Raw genomic sequence first — 17,170 nt, 5'->3', positions numbered from 1 at the left:
ATCATGCAACAGTCGTTAACATTATTGGTCCATCATACAGAATTAAAGACCACTTAGAAAAAGATGATGATTAATTTTGTACATTCTTAAATGATCAAAAATGTACATCGTTAGCTTGACATTTACATTCATAAGCCGATGAAAGACAAATGTTAGCTAAAATGAGAAGGAAATGTCTTTCAAAGAGCCGATGAAAGACAAACGCAAGCTAAAATAAGAAGGAACTGTCCTTCATAAAGCCGATGAAAGACAAATGTTAGCTAAAATAAGAAGGAACTGTCTTTCATAAAGCAGATGAAGGACAAAAGCCAATCGAAAGTAGAGTGGATTGTCCTTCATCATGTTTTTCCGCATGATAAATGAGCATAATGAGAGGGCATCTTTTACGATTCCTCCTCCTGTCTTTCACGTCACCCATATATTCAAACTTCACTCAAAGTTTACAAAGCTTCTTTAATGACCTTTCTATAATACAGAACGTTAACCCTAAAATTCCAACGATAAACATCATCAGTCTCATGTTTTGTTTTTGTGCTGCTGGTGCATCAATGGGATTCGTGACGGTAATTGCCACTCATCTCACCACATTTTTTATAATAATTGCGGTTACGTTCTCATAAAAAAACTCGACAGATCCATTACCTGTCGAGTTTCTCATTTGTTTAGTCGTTAGGATTAATAACTAAACAAATGAGAACACTTTAATTTCGGTACCTTTTTTATAAGAAAGGAAAAAACATTTGTGCAAACGGTTGCGCAAGTTTGTAACCTATGTTACTTTAGAAATGTAAATTGATAGATAAGGAGTTTTTATCATGAAGAAGAAATGGTGGAAAGAAGCGATTGTCTACCAGATTTATCCTCGTAGTTTTATGGACTCAAATGGGGATGGAATTGGTGATATAAAAGGAATAATTTCAAAGCTTGATTATTTAAAGGATTTTGGAATCGATGTCATTTGGATTTGTCCTATTTATTCTTCGCCTAATGATGATAACGGTTACGATATAAGTGATTATAAAGGCATCATGAGTGATTTTGGAACGATGGAAGACTTTGATGAACTTTTAAAAGAAGTACATAAACGTGGAATGAAATTAATTATGGATTTAGTCATCAATCATACATCAGATGAACATCCTTGGTTTGTTGAATCACGTTCCTCAAAAGAAAGTGTATATAGAGATTACTATATTTGGCATCCTGGGGACGATGGACAAGAACCGAATAATTGGGAATCTATTTTTGGCGGATCAGCATGGAAATATGATGAACAGACAAAAGAGTATTTCATGCATGTGTTCTCCAAAAAACAGCCTGATTTAAATTGGGAAAATCCTGTGGTTCGAAAAGAATTATATGAAATGGTCAATTGGTGGTTAGACAAAGGAATCGATGGGTTCCGTGTTGATGCCATTTCTCATATTAAAAAATCACCGGGATTCCCAAATATGCCAAATCCTGATAACAAGCGTTATGTTCCATCCTTTGATGGTCATATGAATCAAAAGGGGATCGATCTTTTTCTAGATGAATTAAAAAAAGAGACGTTTGCTAAGTATGATATAATGACCGTTGGAGAAGCGAATGGAGTCAAATCAGACCAAGCAGAAAAATGGGTCGAAGAAGAGAATGGTTGGTTTAACATGATTTTTCAATTTGAGCATTTAGATCTTTGGGGGAAAAGTACAGAAGGAGTCCTCGATCTAGCTTCTTTAAAAGAAACATTATCGAGGTGGCAAACGGGATTACATGATATGGGCTGGAATGCATTATTCTTAGAGAACCATGATCAACCGCGATCCGTTTCCACTTGGGGAAATAGTGAAACATATAGGGAACAATCGGCAAAAGCGCTTGCTACTCTTTACTTCCTCATGCAAGGGACACCGTTCATTTATCAAGGTCAAGAAATTGGGATGACCAACGTTCAATTTCCATCCATTGATGATTATAATGATGTCGCTATCAAAAATTTATATCGTGAAGAAAGTGAAAAGGGAACGCCGCATCATGACATTATGAAAGTGATATGGAAGAACGGCCGAGATAATTCGAGAACACCGATGCAGTGGAGTGAAAAAGAAAATGCTGGCTTTACAACAGGCACTCCGTGGCTAAAAGTAAATCCAAACTTTCGTGACATAAATGTAGAAAACGCAATTAAAGATGAACATTCAATCTATCATTTTTATAAATCGTTAATTACCCTTAGGAAATCAAATCCTACGTTAATTTATGGTGAGTACAAATTGATCCTTAAATCTGACAAAAGCATTTATGCTTATACAAGAACATGGGGAAATGAAGTTTTTGTCATTGTAACCAATTTGTTCGCGAAAGAAGCTGACTTTTTGCTACCTAGTGGATTTAGTTCGGCGGAAATAGTCCTTAGCAATTATGAGGATAATCAGGAAAAGATCTTACAACCTTATGAAACCAGAGTGTATAGGGTACGAGAATAATAACGTATTTTTTGTTACTTTGTGCAAACGTTTGCTCAGTAGACTGTAGAGGAGAGTTTAAAATGAAAATAACTTCATTTGATTTTTGGCAAAAGTTTGGAAAGGCTTTGCTCGTTGTTGTTGCTGTTATGCCTGCAGCGGGTTTAATGATTTCCATTGGAAAGCTTATAGGGATGGTTGACGTTGATTTTGCCCTTGTGCAGACAACTGCTGTTGTTGTAGAGGAGATTGGTTGGGCGATTATTGGGAATTTACATGTACTATTTGCTGTCGCCATTGGTGGATCATGGGCGAAAGAACGAGCAGGGGGAGCTTTTGCTGCTCTAATCGCCTTTATCTTAATTAATCGCATCACGGGTGCGATTTTCGGAGTCAATAATGAGATGTTAGGAGACGGTGGCTCCACCGTTCCTTCTTTATTCGGCAGTGAGTTACTTGTTCAAGATTATTTTACAGGGGTCTTAGGTGCTCCGGCTTTAAATATGGGTGTGTTTATTGGAATTATCTCTGGTTTTCTCGGAGCGACCATTTTTAATAAATACTATAATTATAGCAAGCTACCACAATCACTTTCGTTTTTTAACGGCAAACGTTTTGTGCCATTTGTCGTTATCGTTTGGTCGATTGTAGCAGCGATTGTTTTATCATTTGTGTGGCCATTAATTCAAGGATATTTAAATGACTTTGGTCGCTGGATCGCGACTTCTAGGGATACGGCTCCTATTATCGCTCCATTTGTATTTGGAACATTAGAGCGCTTGCTATTGCCATTTGGACTTCATCATATGTTAACCGTTCCAATGAATTACACGGAATTAGGTGGGACGTACACGATTTTAACTGGGTCAAATGCAGGGCAGATCGTTGCAGGGCAAGATCCATTATGGTTAGCTTGGATTGCGGATTTAAACAATTTGCGTGCAGCTGGAGATATGGCCGCTTATTCTCAACTATTAGCAGAAGTGGTTCCAGCTAGATTTAAAGTCGGTCAGATGATTCTTTCTTGTGCTGCCTTATTAGGTATTGCAGTGGCTATGTATCGAAATGTGGATCCAGAAAAACGTACGAAGTATAAATCGATGTTTCTCTCAGCGGGGCTTGCTGTTTTTCTAACTGGGGTAACGGAGCCTATTGAGTTTATGTTCATGTTTGTTGCACCGGTATTGTATGTTGCTTACGCAATTATGACAGGGCTTGCATTTGCGGTGGTTGATCTCATTGATATTCGTGTACATGCTTTTGGTGTGATTGAACTTTTGACGAGAACGCCAATGATCATACGTGCAGGTCTCTGGTTAGACTTAGTTAATTTTGTAATCGCTTGTTTCGTTTTCTTTGGATTAAACTTTTTTGTTGCAAACTTTATGATTAAGAAGTTTAAATATGCTACTCCTGGACGTTTAGGGAACTATATTGAAGAAGAAACAGGATCCCAAACAACAGGGACGGTACAAACGAAAGGTGGTACGTCTGCGGATTCACTAGCTGCAACTATCATTGAGTTGTTAGGTGGGAAAGAGAATATAGAGGATGTCGATGCTTGTATGACACGCCTTCGTGTGACGGTTAAAACGACAGAAGCTGTAGCTTCAGAAGCAGAATGGAAGAAAAATGGCGCATTAGGATTGATCCTAAAAGATAAAGGAGTTCAGGCGATATATGGTCCGAAAGCTGATGTGTTAAAATCAGATATTCAAGATCGGTTAGGAGCATAACAACATGAAAGTACTAACGTTAAATTGTCATTCCTGGCAAGAAGAAAATCAAAGAGAAAAAATTAGAATTCTAGCTGAAACAATTGCAGAGCGCTCGTATGATGTGATTGCTTTGCAAGAGGTCAGTCAATTAATGGAAGCTAAAAAAGTAGATGACCAGTTAAAAGAAGATAATTATCTTCTTCTATTAATAAAAGAGTTACATCTTCTGGGAGTCACGGACTATCATTATGTTTGGGATTTTGCTCATATTGGCTTTGATGTTTATGAAGAAGGGGTGGCCCTTTTAACCAAACATCCCATTCGAAAAACACATTCTTTTGTTGTGTCTCAATCTAAAGATCCAGCTAATTTTAAAACAAGACGAATTGTTGGATTAGAAATCCTTTATCAAAATAAACCTATGTCCTTTTATTCTTGTCATCTTGGCTGGTGGCAAGATGAAGAGGAGCCTTTCACTGGGCAAGCGGATGCCTTATGCTCGTATGTTCAAGATCATGAACCTGTGTTTTTAATGGGAGATTTTAATAATGCAGCACAGATTCAAGAAGAAGGGTATCATTATCTTTTAAACAAAGGCTATCGTGATACGTATGAGTTAGCGCTTGAAAAAGACAGTGGCATAACCGTTGATGGAAAAATAACGGGCTGGGATGATAACAAGAGAGATTTAAGGATTGATTATATTTTTACAAACAAACGGTTACAGGTGAAAAATTCAGCTGTTGTGTTTAATGGAGAAAACAAGCCTGTGATTAGCGATCATTTTGGTGTAGAAGTGGAGATTTTGGTTTAAATTCATAATAATTAGAAGAGACCGCTTAAAAGGAAGCGGTCTTTTTGCTTAGATGCTATACTAATTGATAAGAGGTGATTAAATGCCAATTACAATTAAAGATGTAGCTCGCGTTGCCAATGTAACTCCTTCGACTGTTTCGCGAGTCATTGCAGATAACCCAAGAATCAGTCAAAAAACAAAAGAAAAAGTCCGAGAAGTAATGCAAGAGCTAGGGTATCAGCCGAATTTTAAAGCGCGCAGCTTAGTGAATCGTTCCACACAAACGATTGGACTCGTTATGCCTAATTCAACAGATAAAGTATTTCAAAATCCTTTCTTTCCTGAGGTCATCCGAGGGATTAGTAAGTTTGCTCATACAATGGAATATGCCCTACATATTTCTACTGGAGAAACAGAAGAAGAGATATACGATGGAACGGTGAAAATGGTTCAAAGTGGTCGAGTAGATGGGGTTATTTTGCTTTATTCAAGAAAAAACGATAAAGTGACCAACTTTCTACTAGAAAAAGATTTTCCTTTTGTGTTAGTAGGGAAGCCTTATGATCATCCCGAGCTTATTACATATGTAGATAACGATAATGCCAAGGCTACTTACGATGTTACATCCTATTTCATACGCCTAGGGCATGAGAGAATTGGGTTTGTCGGTGGAAATCGTGACTTGATTGTAACAGTGGATCGTCAGCGTGGATTTGAGTCAGCGATTCGAGAGGCGGGTTTAACTATTCAAGAAGAATACATCGTCTACGAAGAGTTTATGAAAGAAGGCGGACATCAAGCCATTGCTGAATTGCTATCTTTACCAAACCCACCTTCCGCTCTTGTTGTTTCGGATGATTTAATGGCATTAGGAATGATTCATACTCTAGATGAGATGGGGGTACGAGTTCCTGAGGATATTTCAATCATCAGTTTTAATAATTTACTTTTAGCAGAAATGTCACGCCCACCTCTTACCTCTGTTGATATTAATATTTATCAATTAGGTTATGAATCGGCGAGATGTTTAATAGAAAAAATTCAGCAGCCAGACATACCACCTAATCGAGTAACGGTTCCGTATAACATTATTAAGAGAAGTTCATGTAAAGCGCTCAAGGGATGATGGTTTTTCCTTGAGCTTTTTCACTCAATCAAACATTATGAATCGGGTTGTTGATGCTTCTTAGAAAAAGTGTGATAGCGTAGCACTTAATAACTAGAGAGAAAAATCGTCTCCAAGCGACTCACATAAGAGTAAGTCGCTTGGAGACAAGGGGGATTGTGTATGGGACTTGTGACATTAATACTGCATAGCTTCTGCGATTGTTTCGTACGTTAAGCCTAAACCATCTTCAACGATGACTCGAAGTTCAACCTCATGCAACTCCTGAACCTCGCCTAAATCAACATAATTATGATAATTCACATATTCGCTGTATTCGTCACTATGATAATCTTGACCGTTAGCTAATATATCAAACTCTCTGTTTATATTACCATTTACGTATAAAAGGGCTTTAGCTGTTTTAATTTTGAAGGTGTCTTTGGAACCTGTCAGGTTTAATTCTCCTTCAATGAAATTGTGAATATTCACGTTGAAATCAACAGATCCATTTCCGCTATAATGCAAATAAGCATCTGTCGTAATTCGAGTATCAAGTAGGTTCTTAAATTCTAAATTTAATAAGGTCTCGCTTCGTTTTCCTGTTGTTGAGGTGGCAAGTATTTGAGTTTCATAGTTGCCTTTTAAAGGAAAAGTGTATTCAAGAGAATAATTTAATCCGTTCCGCTTCGTTACTTCCAGTTCAGTCCAATCTTTGGAATCGACCTCTCGGTACATAAATGATAGTTCTTCCTGTTCTGAAAGCTCCCGCACGCCCCATTCTAATAGTACATTAATAGTGTTATTTTCAATATCAACATTCATTATTTTATATTCTTTTTTCATGATCCATAATTGTTCTTGTAAAAATTCATCCATTTTCATATCCACTTGAGAAGAAACAGTATAAACGGAATTGGAGATTTCTTGAATGTTACTTTGCAAACTATCAAGTGCATGAAGCTGTTGATCGATGCGCTTAACCTGAAAATAGTTTACTGCAGAAAGTATAATGAGAATAGCAACTGCTGCACTAATAAGCGTGTATATGTACGTTTTAATATCTCATCCCCCCCTAGGCTTTTTAATTATATAAATCTCGTTAAAGTCACTCTTTAGTCAGAGTGTTCAAGTCAACTTAAAAGTCAAAAAAAGTTTATCTATCATCAGTACGAGTAACAAATTTACTTCCTCCTTATTTTACCATTTTCGATCATGGGATTATATAAAAAACTAAAAATTCAAAATTAGAGGGTGATTTAAGAGTACAAGTCATTTAAGAAAGGTGTATAATTGAAGAATTGTAGAGACTAATAAAATTGAAGGTGAGCGAGAATGGACATATTTAGAAGACTCCTGGGTCAGAGGGGAGACACTAACCCTCTAAAAGATCTAAATTATAAAAATGTTTCAGCAGGGCTTGTAGCGAGTTTACTTGTCATGACAGGACCGGCAGTACTACTACTTCAAGCGGCAGATAATGGGAATTTCACAATGACACAGACCATTCTTTGGGTGTTTTCGATTTATGTTATGGGTGGAGTTTATAGTATTTTGCTCCCGCTATATTACCGCATCCCAATCGTGGGGGGGCACACCATAACCGGACTTGCCTTTCTAGCAACTGTAACATCCCAATTTACTTATTATGAACTATTAGGTGCCTATCTTTTTTCAGGCCTGTTAATCTTTGTGGTTGGGTACTTTAGATTATTTGGAAAACTCATTCACTATGTTCCAAGAGAAGTCCTTTCGGCGATGCTAGCAGGCATGATCTTGAAATATATGGTGGACTTTATAGGCTCGGTTGAGCAGTTGGCAGGGATTGGGGGAGTGTCTCTTCTTGTCTACCTTATGGTGAGCAAATGGTTGAAGCAAATCCCACCGATGTTAGCAGCGATTACAACTGCATTTATAATGCTTTTTTTTACGCAAACGCTAACGATTGACTCCGTACAAACAGCTTTTGTTTTTCCAATAGTTCAATTACCTGCTTTTAATCTATTAAGTTTTCTTTCTGTTTCTATTCCGTTGGCTCTGCTAATTTTAAGTAATGATGCAGCAGTAGGGATAGGGGCTTTAGAACAAAATAAATTCCGTCCGCAAGTAAACCGAATTATTTCATCAAGCGGGATCTTTTCTATGATTACGAGTTTTTTTGGTGGACAATCGGCTAATGTAGCCGGAATGATGACAGCAATTTGTGCTGACAAAGAAGCAGGACCAAGAGAAAAGAGATATATGGGGGCTGTTGTTTCTGGTGTTATCACTATTTTATTTGGGGTTTTTTCTTATAAATTAGTTCCGTTAATTTCTTCGTTGCCAGAAGCCTTTGTATCGATTTTAATTGGATTTGCCTTAATCGGTGTGTTTGCAAATAGTTTATATCTTAGTTTTTCAAACCCTACCATGAAATTGGGTGCTGCTTTCTCGTTTATTATTGCTGTCTCAAATATTACGGTCTTTCATGTCGGCGCCCCGGTGTGGGCATTGTTAATAGGTACATTTATCACAAGATTTATTGAAAAAGATACAAGGAAAGACTCCAAAGAAACAAAGGCTGCTTAGGTGAATTTAATTTTATTTAAAGACTTATGTCATGTATAGGGTGGAGACGAAAAAGGAGCCTCATACGAAAAAAGGAAAAATAAGATTGGTCATGGAAAATCGTTTATTGGAAAGTGACGTGCCAGCACTAATTGTTCATATGCCTGACCTATATGGGCCCAATTGTGGAAATACCATTCTCCACGAAACTCTAAAAAACGTCGCTAAAAATAAAAAAGCTAACTTTGTTGGAAATCTAACTGTAGGTAGAGAATATCTCTATAATCTGGATGGAGCAAAAGTGCTAGTCGAACTAGCACTTCGTGAAGAAACGTACAATCAAAATTGGAACATACCATCAGCACACCCAATCAAAGGAGAAGAATTGATAGGTATTATTAGAGACATTACTGGCTACAAAAAAGCGGTTAGGCCTGTATCAAGCAAGGTGATTCGCTTCATGGGAATTTTCTCACCTTTTATGAAGGAATTGGTGGAGATGATGTATTTAACAGAACAGCCAGTTGTTCTTAGTGGGGAGAAGTATGAAACCAACATTCATTCATTGCCTCGCACACCGTATAACAAAGGTATTGAGGAGACGATGAAGTGGATGGATGAGAGTTGTTTTTAGGGTGAAAGCGGGATGGATTCCTGAAAAAGTTGGAGAGGGGAGTTTTTGGGAAGTAAAAGGAGTTTGGATTCCTGGAAAGGTGTAGAGGAGGAATTTTTGGGAAACAAAAGGAGTTTGGATTCCTGAAAAGATGTAGAAGAGGAATTTTGGGGAAACAAAAGGAGTTAGGATTCTTGAAAAATGTAGAGGAGGAGTTTTGAGGAAATAAAACAGCTAGGCTCTGTAAAGGAAGCCCAATAAAAAGTAGAAAAAGGAGGACACACTTAAAGTCTGTCCTCCTTCTCAACTTTAAAGAGGAATTTACAATGATCGTCTCCCGCTGTTTTACAGCTTACTCTGTTGACTTCTTCAGTTCCAACTACATTTTTGAACATCGCGGTTTCAAAATGGCAAGCGGTTTTAAATTCATTGGCAATCGTAAATATAGGGCAATTGTGTTCGATTAATTCATACGTTTGGTCATCGATTTGATTCACATCGGTCATATAGCCTTTTTCATTTTGAATGGTAGCGAGCTCATAAATCCTTTCGGGCTTAGTCTTTTCCTGGACTCGTTTTTTGTATTCGGATGTTAGCCTCTGTTCTCTTTTTTTAAACAAGTGCTCAATAGATTCTTCTCCGTATAGTTGTTGAATGTCATGAAGAAGTTCAACACTAATTCCTTCATAGTTATTTGGGAACCAACTCTCACCTTTGGAAGAGAGCGTATACAATTGGAGCGGTCTGCCTATCGGCTGTTTTACTTCTTTTGATTGAATTAATTGATCTTTTTCAAGTGCGCTTAAGTGTTTTCTTACTGCCATGTGGGTTATGTTTAAACGATAAGTTAGATCCATTACTGTTAATGATACATTTATTTTTAACGCTTCTAGTATTTTCTCTTTTGTCGTTTTCTTAGTTGAACTCATCAGTCTCCTCGATTCTTCATCTAGGATTCTTTTTTTTTTTTTTTTTTTTTGGGAGTTAATTATACTTGATAGTATAAAAAAAGGGAATAATAAGGGTTATGGGCATTATTATTAAATTTAAAGCTAATGATTTGCATCTTTAGTTAGAGTAGTCTATCCTTTTAAATAGTTTTTATATATTTTGGTATAAAAAGTAGTTTAGTATGAGTGATAGTGTAACGGTTGTATTATTTGGATAAACAGGACTGATTATAAAGTTGCTATAGCAACAAAGTGTGTATTAGATGTTAGTTTTAACGGATAGTAAGGATAGGAATGTTCAACTGGCATTTAGATAAGAAAAAATTTTATCTCATGAGGAGTGATAAAAATGGGGTCAAATGATATTACAATTTATCAACGAACAGTGAAAGACCATTGGTACGTGAAGTATGAGCAGGCTTCCTTTCCTTTTATTCAGAAAGGCTGGGTATTGCCAGTAGATCGGTGGGCTGATTTTGATCCGTTTATTTTGATGGCTGAAGACTGGTTTAAAAAAGGAGCGTTTTCCGATCATCCTCACCGTGGGTTTCAAACAATTACTTATCTTATTGATGGAAGGTTGGAACATATTGATAACGGGGGAGGACGCGATATTTTAGAGCCTGGTGACGTGCAATATATGAATGCAGGGTGGGCAGCGAGACACGCTGAAGAAGGGATCGAAGATGACATTGCCCATACACTCCAATTATGGCTGAACTTACCGAAAAGTTTAAGAAAGACCGAAACATCGTATCAGAACATTTATGCTGAACAAGCTCCGGTCTTGAAAATCGATGGGGGTACAGTCAAGGTGTTTTCCGGAGAATTTGGAGACATAAAAGGGCCACTTGATTCTATTGTTCCCATTACGTTAACGGAAATTAACCTTGAAAAAGGAGCAAGGTATGTTCATACCTTGCCGGAGAACCATAATTCGTTCTTGTATGTGTTATCTGGGGATCTTACTTTTGGACCAGAGGATAACGCTGTTAATTTGACCAAGCATGGGGTTGCCACTTTAACGTATAAAGATGATGGAGAGGGATCAAAGAAAAGCGAATTCACCATTCAATCCAATAGCAGACGTTCCAAAGTGTTGATCTATTCTGGTACACCGATAAAAGAGCCGATCGTCCCTTATGGACCTTTTGTGATGAACACAATGGAAGAGATCAGACAGGCGTATAAAGATTACCATGATGGTAAGTTTGGACCGCCTGCAATTTAATATAAGCAGTTTATGGCTAAATGTGATTCAGTTGAGTCGTATTTAGTCATTCTTTTTTTGCAAAAATGAAAACTAAATTACATGTTACAGAAAGGGGGAAGAGGAATGGGAATTGTCGTTGTGGAGATTTGTGATGGGAGTTTAATTACAGAGATAGATGTAGAAAATATACTTGAAACAGAGTTCCCAGAAGTTGCTGTTATTGAAAGTAGCTGCTTATCCTTCTGTGGGATGTGTGCAAAAAGGCCTTATGCAATAGTAAATGGGAAACGAATCTTTGCTAAAACAACGGTAGAGTGTCTGGAGAAAATTAGAGATAATATTAAGGAAGAATTAGCTGTGTTAATGGGATGATACGTCTGAAGAGCTATATTTTATCTAATAGATTGCATTTTTTATGAATATATGTTGTAATTACTATTGTTTTTATACTTTTTAATATAATAATAGTACAGATAAGAAAGACTAATATAGATAAAGTGGTCTTTTACTATAAATGTAGGTGGGAGTTTGAAATGAATAAACCATATAGAGTATTGCTATATTACATGTATGTTCATATTGCAGATCCAGTGAAATTTGCTGCGGATCACTTGGAATTTTGTAACGAGTTGGGGTTAAAGGGAAGAATCTTAGTAGCTCCAGAAGGAATAAACGGAACGGTGTCAGGAACAGTGGAACAGACTGAAGAATATGTGAAAGTGATGAAGGCAGATTCTCGTTTTGCTGATATGGTGTTTAAAGTAGATGAAGCTGATACTCATGCATTTAAAAAGATGCACGTACGACCTCGTGAAGAACTTGTTACCCTTCGACTAGAGGATGACATTAATCCACTTGAATTAACAGGGAACTATCTAAATCCTTCAGAATTTTACGAAGCGATGCAAGATCCAGAAACGGTTGTCATCGATGCTAGAAATGATTACGAGTACGAAATCGGTCATTTTAGAGGAGCGATCAAGCCTGAAATTACCAATTTCCGTGAACTTCCTGATTGGATTAAACAAAACCGGGATCAATTCGAAGGCAAAAAGATTTTAACGTACTGCACGGGTGGAATCAGATGTGAGAAGTTCTCAGGTTGGTTAGTAAAAGAAGGCTTTGAGGATGTGTCACAATTGCACGGAGGGATTGTCACGTACGGAAAAGATCCTGAAGTTCAAGGCAAGTTATGGGACGGTCAATGTTATGTTTTTGACGAGCGCATCAGCGTACCAGTTAACCAAACGGAACACGTAGTAGTGGGTAAAGATCACTTTACAGGTGAACCGTGTGAGCGCTATGTAAACTGTGGAAATCCTGAATGTAATAAGAAAATCCTATGTTCAGAAGAGAGCGAACATAAGTATTTGCGTGGATGTACACATGAGTGCAGGGTGCATGAAAGAAATCGTTATGTAAAGGAAAACAATCTAACAGAGGAAGAAGTGAAAGACAGACTTGCTCTGTTAGGTGAGGAGTTTGTAAAGGTAGAACAATCATAAGGTATTGTTATTCCAACCTAACTAGAAGCCGAATTGGTCTTGTCTGGTTAGGTTTTTTTTGTACTAAAGCTATCAGTTTTAATACCGAATTAAAGATCATTTGTGAAAAAGCTCAACTAACTAATGGTTATGTTTTTTTTAAAGAAGAGAGGGCCGGATAACGGCCCCTTTATTATATTAATACGCTCCATATCCAGCGCCGTAGCCAGTACCCATCCAACTTGCACCAATAATAACTAGAAGGATAAACAAGACTAAGATTAAAGCAATTCCTCCTCCAACACCTGCACCCATTGTAACAACTCCTTAACTTTTATTAATGAAATTATTCAATTTCACAGTAGCATCATATGTAACTTTTCATTTTTGGTTCAGTTGTGTTTCTAGATCGTGTATTTTTAGGCGAAGTTATGGATTTATTCAATTTATAAAAAGTTTTTCAAGTACAAGGTAATTTTTATATAGTGTAGCTCGCAAATCTGGAAATACATTGGGATAGTCTCTTAATTTTAGAAAAATATTGTCCCATTTGAATTAAAAAAATAGTTCTAAGAAGGAAACTATCTCATATATTGAGGTTGAAGGTTGGTAGCTGTCCAATGACACTGTGAATCTTTCAACCTTTCAACCTTTACAAATGGTAGTTACTTCACAAAAAAATGTAAGCGCTGTCTTTTCGAGAGGGGAAAATAAGGGAGGTAGACTATGGGGTGTTCTCAAGATAATCAAAATAACGAACAAGTTGTTGACGCGGTAGTCATTGGTGCGGGGTTTTCTGGGATGTATATGCTTTATCGTCTGCGTGAGGCTGGCTTATCAACAAGAGTTTACGAGGCTGCTAGTGGTGTCGGTGGTGTTTGGTATTGGAATCGTTATCCTGGTGCGCGTTGTGATTCGGAAAGTCTCTTCTATAATTATACGTTTTCAGAAGAGCTTTATAAAGAATGGTCCTGGTCATCTAGATATCCAGAACAGCCAGAAATATTGCGTTACCTAAATTTCGTTGCTGATAAATTTGAATTGCGTCCTAACATTCAGTTTAATACACGTGTGAAATCTGCTTATTATGATGAGGAATCTAGTAGATGGAACATTGAAACGGACCAAGGGGAGAAGGTATCAGCAAAATACTTCATTACAGGAGTCGGTTGTATCTCTACTGCAAATCTACCAGATGTAAAAGGGTTGGATCGTTTTGAAGGGGACTGGTATCATACCGGACATTGGCCACACGAGAAAGTTGATTTCAGTGGGAAGCGAGTTGGAGTGATCGGAACAGGTTCAAGTGGTATTCAATCTATCCCTGTTATTGCCAAAGAAGCAGCGCATCTTACTGTCTTTCAGAGAACACCTCAGTTTAGTGTGCCAGCCAAAAACCATCCATATGATCCGGAATATCTTAAAAAGGCCAAAGAAAACTATAGTGAAATTAGACGGCAAATGCAAGAGTCCATTGCTGGAATGGCATTTCAATATAGAGAGCGCTCTATTCTCGATGATACTCCTGAAGAACGGCAAAGAGTTTTACAGGAAGCATGGGAAAAGGGTGGTTGGCATATCTTGTTTGCCTATAATGATCTTATAATAAATGAGGAAGGAAACAAACTAGTAGCGGACTTCGTACGCGAAAAGATACGCGAAATTGTTCACGATCCTGAGACGGCTGAGACGCTTACTCCAACTCATTATTATGGAACAAAGCGAGCGATTATTGATACGGACTATTTTGAAACGTATAACCGAGAAAATGTTCACTTAGTCGATGTGAAAAAAGCGCCAATAGAAGAAGTCACAGCAAAAGGAATAAGAACAAAAGAGGGAGAATATGAGCTTGATGCAATCGTATTTGCTACAGGCTTTGACGGTATGACGGGTTCACTCTTTAAAATAGATATTCGTGGAAGAGATGGAATCTCATTAAAAGAAAAGTGGGAAAATGGTGCGAAGACGAGAACCTACCTCGGATTAGCAACGGCTGGTTTCCCGAACATGTTCATGCTCACAGGCCCAGAAAGCCCTTCTGTTCTTGGAAATATGCCTGCCGCAATTGAACAGCATGTTGATTGGGTAATGGATTGCATTGCATATCTACAAGAGAAAAAAGTTGAGGTGATAGAAGCGAATGTGAAGGCAGAAGATGATTGGAGTAAGCACTGTAGAGAATTAGCTGATCAAACGCTTTATATCAAAACGGATTCTTGGTATACAGGGGCAAATATAAAAGGGAAACCAGGCGGATTTCAAATTTATGTTGGAGGATATGGCCCGTATCGTCAAATTTGTGATGATGTAGCAGAAAAGGGGTATGAAGGTTTCACGTTAAAATCTGTTTAAAAAGACATTTTTGAAAGCGTTATCATTTTAAAATATAAGGAGGTTTTTATGATGGGTCTTGATCCTCAAGCGAAGTTTATTTTAGAACAAATGGAGTTGGCAGGGGCACCGCCTATGCACGAGCAAACACCAGAAGAAGCTAGAGCTGGAGCTGATTTCACCGCTTTAGCTGGACCGGCAGAAGAGGTGGGTAACGTAGAGAATCGAACCATTCCAGGTCCTGCTGCAGATATTCCTGTACGGATTTACACACCTGAAGGAGAAGGTCCATTTGGAGCCTTAGTGTACTACCACGGTGGTGGTTGGGTCATTGGTGACCTTGATGGGGTGGATGTTCCTTGTCGTCTTTTAGCCAAACGTGCAAACTGCGTGGTTGTTTCAGTTGATTATAGGCTTGCACCTGAGCATAAGTTTCCAGCTGCGATTGATGATGCCTACGCTGCGGCAAAATGGGTAGTAGAAAATGGTCCGTCAATTCAGGTTGATCCAACACGTGTTGCTGTTGGAGGTGATAGTGCAGGGGGAAATCTTGCTGCGGTCGTATCGTTAATGGCTAGAGATAAAAGCGAATTCTCTTTAGCTTATCAAATGCTGATTTATCCAGTCACGAACCATTCTTATGAAACACCTTCTTACAAAGAAAATGCAGATGGGTATTTATTGACGAGGGATTCGATGATTTGGTTCTGGAATCATTATTTACGTGATGAAGAAGATGGCAAAAATCCGTATGCTTCACCTCTACAAGCAGATGACCTTAGTGGATTGCCTCCAGCTTTAGTCGTCACAGCTGGATATGACCCACTGCGTGACGAAGGAGAGGCATATGCAAAACGATTGAAAGAAGCTGGTATAGAAGTGGAAGAATCGCGTTACGATGAGATGATCCACGGCTTTTTCTGGATGCCAGGTGTTATTGATCAAGGGAAGAAATGCATTGAGCAAGCAGCGTCAGCGTTGAGAAGGGCTTTTGATAAGTAGAAGGAAATATGACAGGAGAGGCATTTTATTTTGAGGAACGGGGTTGGTTTAGGGAGAGAAAACGATAAATAGCACTATTAATTCAGGACCAAATCGTAATGATTTGGTCTTTTTATAGGTATAGATAACGTGGAGCGTTCCTACCATAACGGCAGGAACGCTTTTTTTTAATTCACCCAATTAAAAGGAAATTAATGTTAAAATTATATAAAGTATTCCGTGCTATTCAACGAAGAAGCAGTTGAGCTGCACACCAGTGATATATAAAGAAAGAATAATCTCAATAACAGAGCTTTTTCATAGTAAGTACATCCAACAGATTGTGAAGGAATACACTCAAACTGGAGCGTTAGTTTAATAAAATGGAGGTTTTAATTATGGTATCAGTTGATGGCTATATTAATTCAATTAAATCTAATCTTGATAAACAGTCGGACATATTAGTAGAAAGCTTAAAAAAAGTCGGTACATATAATTTTTCCAAAAATATAGATTTGCTCGATTTCTCCGCATTCATTGAGCCTACCAGATTTGAATTAGCCATTAGATTGTTTTCGATGGATAAGGAAGCCAACGAAGTTTTCTATAATGGAATAGACAATACGGTTTTTGCTGGTAGTATCGAGGTACTTCCAGAAGTGGCTTATTATCACTTAAACGAAATTCAGCTAAATGATTTTTTTGATTTTTACGAGCAGAACGAAGAAACTTTAGCTGTACAAGAACAAAAAGCATTTACTGATTGGTTCTTAGAATGTTGGAAAAAAGCAGATGGAAGTTCAATCGATATACCCTTGTATTTTGTTTTCTCGGATGACTATAAATCTTATGACTTAAAAAACAATCAATGGATTGATGATGGAGACAAATGGTCATAAATTAGATGCTATTTATTTTTATATTTAAATAACAGGAAGGTGAAAGGGGAAATTTTCTATTAACGATAGAATTGTTTAGAAAATAA

The 17,170-nt window shown here is 37.7% G+C and carries 16 protein-coding genes; 12 read left to right on the top strand and 4 right to left on the bottom strand.

Annotated elements, in window-relative coordinates; translation table 11 throughout:
• Nucleotides 1-433: 433 nt before the first annotated feature.
• The gene (locus tag N0O92_RS20675) at nucleotides 434-574 is read right to left on the bottom strand and encodes a hypothetical protein (RefSeq protein ID WP_315616558.1); all 141 of its coding nucleotides are present in this window, start codon (nucleotides 572-574) and stop codon (nucleotides 434-436) included.
• A 241-nt stretch (nucleotides 575-815) separates the two neighbouring features.
• Between N0O92_RS20675 and N0O92_RS20670 the strand changes: the two genes are divergently transcribed.
• The 4 genes from N0O92_RS20670 (at nucleotide 816) to N0O92_RS20655 (ending at nucleotide 6,084) form a co-directional block, all read left to right on the top strand.
• Nucleotides 816-2,465, top strand: a complete 1,650-nt coding sequence (locus N0O92_RS20670; protein WP_315616556.1) for a glycoside hydrolase family 13 protein — start codon at nucleotides 816-818, stop codon at nucleotides 2,463-2,465.
• Nucleotides 2,466-2,527: 62 nt separating this feature from the next.
• Nucleotides 2,528-4,180 carry a PTS transporter subunit IIBC gene (locus tag N0O92_RS20665; RefSeq protein WP_315616554.1) on the top strand — a complete coding sequence of 551 codons (1,653 nt, stop codon included), beginning with the start codon at nucleotides 2,528-2,530 and terminating at the stop codon, nucleotides 4,178-4,180.
• A gap of 4 nt (nucleotides 4,181-4,184) precedes the next feature.
• Nucleotides 4,185-4,976, top strand: coding sequence for an endonuclease/exonuclease/phosphatase family protein (locus tag N0O92_RS20660; protein WP_315616552.1), 792 nt, complete (start codon nucleotides 4,185-4,187; stop codon nucleotides 4,974-4,976).
• A gap of 82 nt (nucleotides 4,977-5,058) precedes the next feature.
• Nucleotides 5,059-6,084 carry a LacI family DNA-binding transcriptional regulator gene (locus N0O92_RS20655; protein WP_315616550.1) on the top strand — a complete coding sequence of 342 codons (1,026 nt, stop codon included), beginning with the start codon at nucleotides 5,059-5,061 and terminating at the stop codon, nucleotides 6,082-6,084.
• Between the two features lie 177 nt (nucleotides 6,085-6,261).
• On the opposite strand, the gene N0O92_RS20650 is transcribed toward N0O92_RS20655, so the two are convergent.
• A complete protein-coding gene (locus N0O92_RS20650) occupies nucleotides 6,262-6,942 on the bottom strand; it encodes a hypothetical protein (protein WP_315616548.1) in 681 nt (226 codons plus the stop codon).
• 456 nt (nucleotides 6,943-7,398) lie between these two features.
• Here N0O92_RS20650 and N0O92_RS20645 point away from each other — a divergent pair, with 456 nt between their 5' ends.
• Together N0O92_RS20645 and N0O92_RS20640 are read left to right on the top strand one after the other, a co-directional pair.
• Entirely contained in the window at nucleotides 7,399-8,631 is a 1,233-nt protein-coding gene (locus tag N0O92_RS20645; RefSeq protein ID WP_315616546.1) for a benzoate/H(+) symporter BenE family transporter, read from the top strand.
• 85 nt (nucleotides 8,632-8,716) lie between these two features.
• Entirely contained in the window at nucleotides 8,717-9,244 is a 528-nt protein-coding gene (locus N0O92_RS20640) for a Rossmann-fold NAD(P)-binding domain-containing protein (RefSeq protein ID WP_315616544.1), read from the top strand.
• 263 nt (nucleotides 9,245-9,507) lie between these two features.
• Here the strand turns inward: N0O92_RS20640 and N0O92_RS20635 are convergent, their stop codons facing one another.
• The gene (locus tag N0O92_RS20635; RefSeq protein ID WP_315616542.1) at nucleotides 9,508-10,152 is read right to left on the bottom strand and encodes a helix-turn-helix transcriptional regulator; all 645 of its coding nucleotides are present in this window, start codon (nucleotides 10,150-10,152) and stop codon (nucleotides 9,508-9,510) included.
• A gap of 370 nt (nucleotides 10,153-10,522) precedes the next feature.
• Between N0O92_RS20635 and N0O92_RS20630 the strand changes: the two genes are divergently transcribed.
• The 3 genes from N0O92_RS20630 to trhO all read left to right on the top strand — a co-directional run bounded on the left by N0O92_RS20630 (nucleotide 10,523) and on the right by trhO (nucleotide 12,891).
• Nucleotides 10,523-11,404: a pirin family protein gene (locus N0O92_RS20630; protein ID WP_315616540.1), complete on the top strand. Its 882-nt coding sequence runs from the start codon at nucleotides 10,523-10,525 to the stop codon at nucleotides 11,402-11,404.
• A gap of 105 nt (nucleotides 11,405-11,509) precedes the next feature.
• Nucleotides 11,510-11,758, top strand: coding sequence for a YuzB family protein (locus N0O92_RS20625; protein ID WP_315616538.1), 249 nt, complete (start codon nucleotides 11,510-11,512; stop codon nucleotides 11,756-11,758).
• A 161-nt stretch (nucleotides 11,759-11,919) separates the two neighbouring features.
• Nucleotides 11,920-12,891, top strand: coding sequence for an oxygen-dependent tRNA uridine(34) hydroxylase TrhO (trhO, locus tag N0O92_RS20620; protein WP_315616536.1), 972 nt, complete (start codon nucleotides 11,920-11,922; stop codon nucleotides 12,889-12,891).
• Nucleotides 12,892-13,068: 177 nt separating this feature from the next.
• Here the strand turns inward: trhO and N0O92_RS20615 are convergent, their stop codons facing one another.
• Entirely contained in the window at nucleotides 13,069-13,185 is a 117-nt protein-coding gene (locus N0O92_RS20615; protein ID WP_315616534.1) for a YjcZ family sporulation protein, read from the bottom strand.
• A gap of 411 nt (nucleotides 13,186-13,596) precedes the next feature.
• Between N0O92_RS20615 and N0O92_RS20610 the strand changes: the two genes are divergently transcribed.
• The 3 genes from N0O92_RS20610 to N0O92_RS20600 all read left to right on the top strand — a co-directional run bounded on the left by N0O92_RS20610 (nucleotide 13,597) and on the right by N0O92_RS20600 (nucleotide 17,084).
• The gene (locus tag N0O92_RS20610) at nucleotides 13,597-15,225 is read left to right on the top strand and encodes a flavin-containing monooxygenase (RefSeq protein ID WP_315616532.1); all 1,629 of its coding nucleotides are present in this window, start codon (nucleotides 13,597-13,599) and stop codon (nucleotides 15,223-15,225) included.
• 51 nt (nucleotides 15,226-15,276) lie between these two features.
• A complete protein-coding gene (locus N0O92_RS20605; protein WP_315616530.1) occupies nucleotides 15,277-16,206 on the top strand; it encodes an alpha/beta hydrolase in 930 nt (309 codons plus the stop codon).
• A gap of 377 nt (nucleotides 16,207-16,583) precedes the next feature.
• Nucleotides 16,584-17,084, top strand: coding sequence for a hypothetical protein (locus tag N0O92_RS20600; protein ID WP_315616528.1), 501 nt, complete (start codon nucleotides 16,584-16,586; stop codon nucleotides 17,082-17,084).
• Nucleotides 17,085-17,170 lie beyond the last annotated feature (86 nt).

Source organism: Alkalihalobacillus sp. MEB130 (assembly GCF_032335535.1).
Lineage (GTDB): Bacteria > Bacillota > Bacilli > Bacillales > Bacillaceae_D > Halalkalibacter.
This window is presented reverse-complemented; position numbering and strand designations above follow the sequence as displayed.